The 4,445-nt window shown below is 66.5% G+C and carries 6 protein-coding genes; 1 reads left to right on the forward strand and 5 read right to left on the reverse strand.

Features of this window, described 5'->3' with window-relative positions; all coding sequences use genetic code 11:
* From RHBS_RS24840 to RHBS_RS31135, 3 genes are all read right to left on the reverse strand, one after another.
* A partial coding sequence (locus tag RHBS_RS24840; protein ID WP_145977597.1) for a cation transporter occupies positions 1–663 on the reverse strand: 663 nt, incomplete at its 3' end.
* Positions 660–947 (reverse strand): hypothetical protein, encoded by a 288-nt coding sequence (locus RHBS_RS24845; protein ID WP_121871700.1) that lies wholly within the window; start codon positions 945–947, stop codon positions 660–662. The genes RHBS_RS24845 and RHBS_RS24840, both read right to left, overlap by 4 nt.
* A gap of 26 nt (positions 948–973) precedes the next feature.
* Positions 974–1,216 carry a GNAT family N-acetyltransferase gene (locus RHBS_RS31135; protein WP_237669668.1) on the reverse strand — a complete coding sequence of 81 codons (243 nt, stop codon included), beginning with the start codon at positions 1,214–1,216 and terminating at the stop codon, positions 974–976.
* Positions 1,217–1,591: 375 nt separating this feature from the next.
* Between RHBS_RS31135 and RHBS_RS24855 the strand changes: the two genes are divergently transcribed.
* Positions 1,592–3,286 (forward strand): cutinase family protein, encoded by a 1,695-nt coding sequence (locus tag RHBS_RS24855; protein ID WP_121872837.1) that lies wholly within the window; start codon positions 1,592–1,594, stop codon positions 3,284–3,286.
* A 260-nt stretch (positions 3,287–3,546) separates the two neighbouring features.
* Here the strand turns inward: RHBS_RS24855 and RHBS_RS24860 are convergent, their stop codons facing one another.
* Positions 3,547–4,008, reverse strand: a complete 462-nt coding sequence (locus RHBS_RS24860) for a hypothetical protein (RefSeq protein ID WP_128646743.1) — start codon at positions 4,006–4,008, stop codon at positions 3,547–3,549.
* Positions 3,969–4,445, reverse strand: a 477-nt coding sequence (locus RHBS_RS29270; RefSeq protein WP_187298623.1) for a hypothetical protein, incomplete at its 5' end; no start/stop codon positions are given. The genes RHBS_RS29270 and RHBS_RS24860, both read right to left, overlap by 40 nt.

Consider the following 4,445-nt stretch of genomic DNA (forward strand, 5'->3'; position numbering starts at 1 on the left):
GGCGCGCAGCGCTGCACCGGCCTGACGCTTGGATCGGCTCTCGAACCATCGTCCGGCCAGGATGAAGGTGGTCACGCCGGCTGCGGCCTCGAGGTAGATGTTGCCTGCACCGTCCGTTCGCGCGATCGTGAACTCGAACGGATGCGTCATACCGGGTGTGCCTGCGGTGCCGAAGAACAGTGCGTACAGCGACCACCCCAACGCCGCGAGGGTGCCCATGCTGACGAGGGTGTCCATGGTCGAGGTGCCGTGCCGCAGGTTGGTCCATGCGGCGCGGTGGAACGGCAACGCGCCCCACACGACCACGGGCGCGGCGAGAGTCAACGACAGCCACTGCCAGTTGGTGAACTGCAGCGCCGGAATCATTGCCATCGCGATCACCGGCACACTGAGCACCGCCGAGACGATCAATCGCTGCTTCAACGGGTCGGTGGGAAGCTCGTCGACCGGTTCGGCCGCGGGCAGAGTCGCGGTGTAGCCGGCGGCTTCGACTGCCGCGATCAGGTCCTCGGTGGCCACGCCGTCACTGGTGACACGCGCCTTCTCGGTGGCGTAGTTGACCGTCGCCGATACCCCGTCGAGCTTGTTGAGCTTGCGTTCGATGCGGTTGGCGCACGACGCACAGGTCATGCCGCCGAGGATCAGTTCGGTTTCCTGGCTCATGACTGTCCCTCCTGTGCCTCGATGGTGAATTCGGCTGTGTGTACGACGCCCCCGTGCTGGAAGTCCAGGTAGGGCGCGTATGTTCCCGCGGTCGGCGCAGCCGCCGCGTCGTGCGAGTCGTGGTCGGTGTGCGAGTCGTGGTCGGTGTGCGACGCCACGGGGGGCGGGACGTCGGGTCCGATCTTGTCCCCGACGAACAGCGCCGCCAGGAACAGGAACGCGATCCCGACGACAAATCCGACGAGCTTGGTGGGTGCGTCGAGTTCCTGCCGTTCTGTGTTCACGGCACTACCCTACCCCCCCAGGGTATCTATCCGGTAGTTCCGAGTGCCATCTTGTAGCCGACGTGGGAGTCGACGAAGCCGAGACGGGTGTAAAAGCGATGGGCGTCCGTTCGAGTGGCGTCGGACGTCAACTGCACCAGAGCACACCCCCGTCGCTCGGCCTCCGCGATCGCCCACCTGATCAGCGCACCGCCGAGCCCCCCGGCTGCGCCACCGCGCGTCCACCCGAACTGCTTCGATCTGCGCCCGCAATGCGCCCCCTCGGGCAAGCCCGGGAATGACGGTCAACTGCAGCGTTGCCACTACCTCGTCACCGTGCACCGCCACGACCTGCAGGTTCCGTGGGTCCGAGGAGATGTCCTCGAACGCGGCGCGATACCGATCCATGTCATCGGCGCGCTCCCGAGTGACACCGAGCGGGTCGTCGAGCAGTAATGCCACGATCGATTGGAGGTCCGACGCCACCGCCTCACGCACCGAGCAGCGGGTGCCGTCGGTCAGGTCGAATCCCGTCGATGTCATTCGAGGATGAAAAGCCATGCGTACGACGGTAAATGATGCGGTTTGTAACGCGAAGGACCCGACCGACGAAATCCCGGGTAACCCACTGGCAACTGCAGTCGGGATCAGTTCGGGCGGACATGATGGGGATCGAAAACATGAATGTTGGCAAGTCGAAGCGTGCGCGCGTCGCGTTGAGCGCGTTCGCGATCGGAGCCCTCGGTGCCGGAGTAGTTGTGGCCGCACCGTGGTCGTCTCCCTCCACGACCACCGAAGCATCCATCGAACTGGTGTCGACGGCCACCTGCTACGACATGGTCAGCATCGCGATCGGCGGCCGCGGCGACACCCCGCGCGAGGGCGTCAAGTGGCTCACCACCCCCGAGGGCGAGCGGCTCCCCGCAGCGATGTCCGGCGACTACTCCAGCGACTGGATCGACCAGGCCGTGCGTGCCCCCAACAACGGCAACGTGGTTCCGGACTCCTACGCCGCGGTGTACGTCGAGTACCCGGCCGACCTGGCGAGCTACGAGAACGCCGTGCAGACCGGCGTCACCAACTCGCAGACCATCATGAGGACGATCACGGCGTCCTGCCCCGACACTCGATTCGCCATCGTCGGCTACAGCGAGGGCGCAGACGTTGCCCGCCGCACCGCGATGGAGGTCGGCAACCAGGTCGCCGGAACCGACGGCAAGTACGGAATCGTCGACCCCTCCCAGGTCGTCGGTGTCGTCATCTTCGCCGACGCCGGCCGCGTCGCCGGGGAGGGCCCGTTCCCCGGTGCCGAGAACCCGTTCAGCAATCCGGACGGCTTCGACACCCGGTACCAGAACGGCAACAACGCAATTCCCGGCCAGGGAGCACTCCCCGGCACGTCCGGCGGATTCGGAGCGCTCGACGGTCGAGTGGCGTCCTTCTGCTCCGACGGCGACCTCACCTGCGCACTGCCCGCCAACACGTCACTGATTCACCTCGCCGCCAACGTCGGTCGCCAGGTCAACGCCGACGCGCTGCAGAACGAGAACCTCACCCCCGCCACCGGTGCCGATCTGGCGCTGGCCCTGGGACGCATCGCCGTCAATGCCTTCAACGACATTGCCTCGCAGCCCGACTGGATGCAGAGCGACGAGACGTTCCTCGACGTGTTGATCAAGGTGTCCGAGCCCGGCTACAAGCCCGGCGCAGTGACCACACCGGTCGCGGCCAAGGTCGACGGCGAGCAGGAGCCCATCGAGACCGGTCAGATGGTCGACATGGTGTACCTGCCGCAGAAGATCTTCAGGGAGATCACCGGTTTCATCTCCTCGAATCAGAACACCATTCCCGTCGTGATGAACGACCCGTACGGCCTCACCCTGGCACCCGGATCGGGACACCACTTCGACTACTGGCGCAACGCCGATCCCGCCAACGGCAAGCCGCTGACCTCGGTGCAGTACGCCGCGGCCTGGTTGACGCAGCTGGCGGAGCAGGCCAACAGGGGCGAGCCGGTGAAGACCAAGGAGGTGCAGGAGAAGGCTGGACGTGCAGCGATCGAAACGATCGTCGCACCTGTGACCACGTCGGCAACGGCAACTCCGAAGGCGACGACGACCGCCCCGGCAACCTCGACGCCCGTCGTGACCACCACCGTCCCGGTTGTACCTGCACCCGTCACCACCGCCGAGACGCCGGCACCCGCCGTCGTCGAGACGACCCCCGAGTGCACGATCCCCGTCGACGGTGAAACCCCCGTCGAGGGAGCACCGCCGGTCTGCGTCACCCCGACGGCAACCGACGCCGAGGTAGCACCGGAGTCCGTCGTTACGACCACCGAGGTTGTACCTGCGCCGTAGTCCATTGCGTGCAGAACGCTCACGAGCCGTCCACCGCAGTCATCGGGTGGGCGGGCTCGTGTGGTTTCGCATCGAGCGGTTTGCAGTCGAATTCACCGGACTCAGGTACCCGCGATTCGTTCCCAATCAGAACGACTCTGGACCCGATCTTCCACATGCACCATGACAGTCGCCAGCGGTACCGCCACGACCAACCACAACAGCGGGGACAGCGGCAGTCCTACCCGGCCGAGCTTCGCGGGGATAGCCGCCGTCGGTAGCTACCGCGCCGCCGGGTTCTGGGTGGGTCTGCGCATCAACAGCACGCAGGCAACCGTCACCACTGCAACGACCACGAGCCCGGCCACCGACAGCATCAGGTGGTCGGGCTCGCTCGTGCGGGTGGCCACTGCGTCGGTAGACGATGACAGACCCGGCTGATAGCTCGCGGCGTACACCGTCACCGGCAGGGTCATGGTGAACAGCGCGGGCAACGCGACGGCAAGCGAGCCCGGCGCAGTCGACAGTGTGGACGCCACCGCATACGCGACGACGAACGGCAGAGCGAACTGCGACACCGGCGGCAGAGCGACGTAGCCCTCGATCAGAGCTGCACCGGCAACGAGGAGCAACCCACCCAGTCCGACGTACAGCTGCGGCCAGCGGTAGCCGATCCCCGCCCCGACGACCAGCAACGCGGCACTCACGGCCAATTGCAGCGAATCCTCGACGGCGAATCCCATCGACCGATCGTGGCCGACGCGAACAGCACCAGCAGTACGCGCCCGTCCCGCCCGGGGAATGCGAACGCCGCCACCACCGCAAGAACGGCCATACCGGCGAGCGCACCGAACCAGACGGCGTCCCCACTGTCGTGGCCGCCGGCGAACCAACTCAGAACACCGGCAGCTACGGGCAGCGGAAGTCCGACCAGCAGAGTCCGTCGGGTCTCGTGCGACTGCAACGCCACATCGCGGTGTGCCAGGAACAGCGAGAGCGCCCCACCCAGTGCCGCAATCACCATGATGATCGCCCGCTCCGGAACCACCGCGTCCTCGGCACCGACGACATCCCACACGAACACGGGACCGTCGTCGACTTGCAGCAGGGCATCCAGCGCTGTGCCGAGAAGACCGGCTCCGATCGCGGCGACGGCCAGCGATGCCTGCGCTCCGCGATA

Origin of the sequence: Rhodococcus sp. BS-15, from assembly GCF_000813105.1 — a bacterium.
Lineage (GTDB): Bacteria > Actinomycetota > Actinomycetes > Mycobacteriales > Mycobacteriaceae > Rhodococcoides.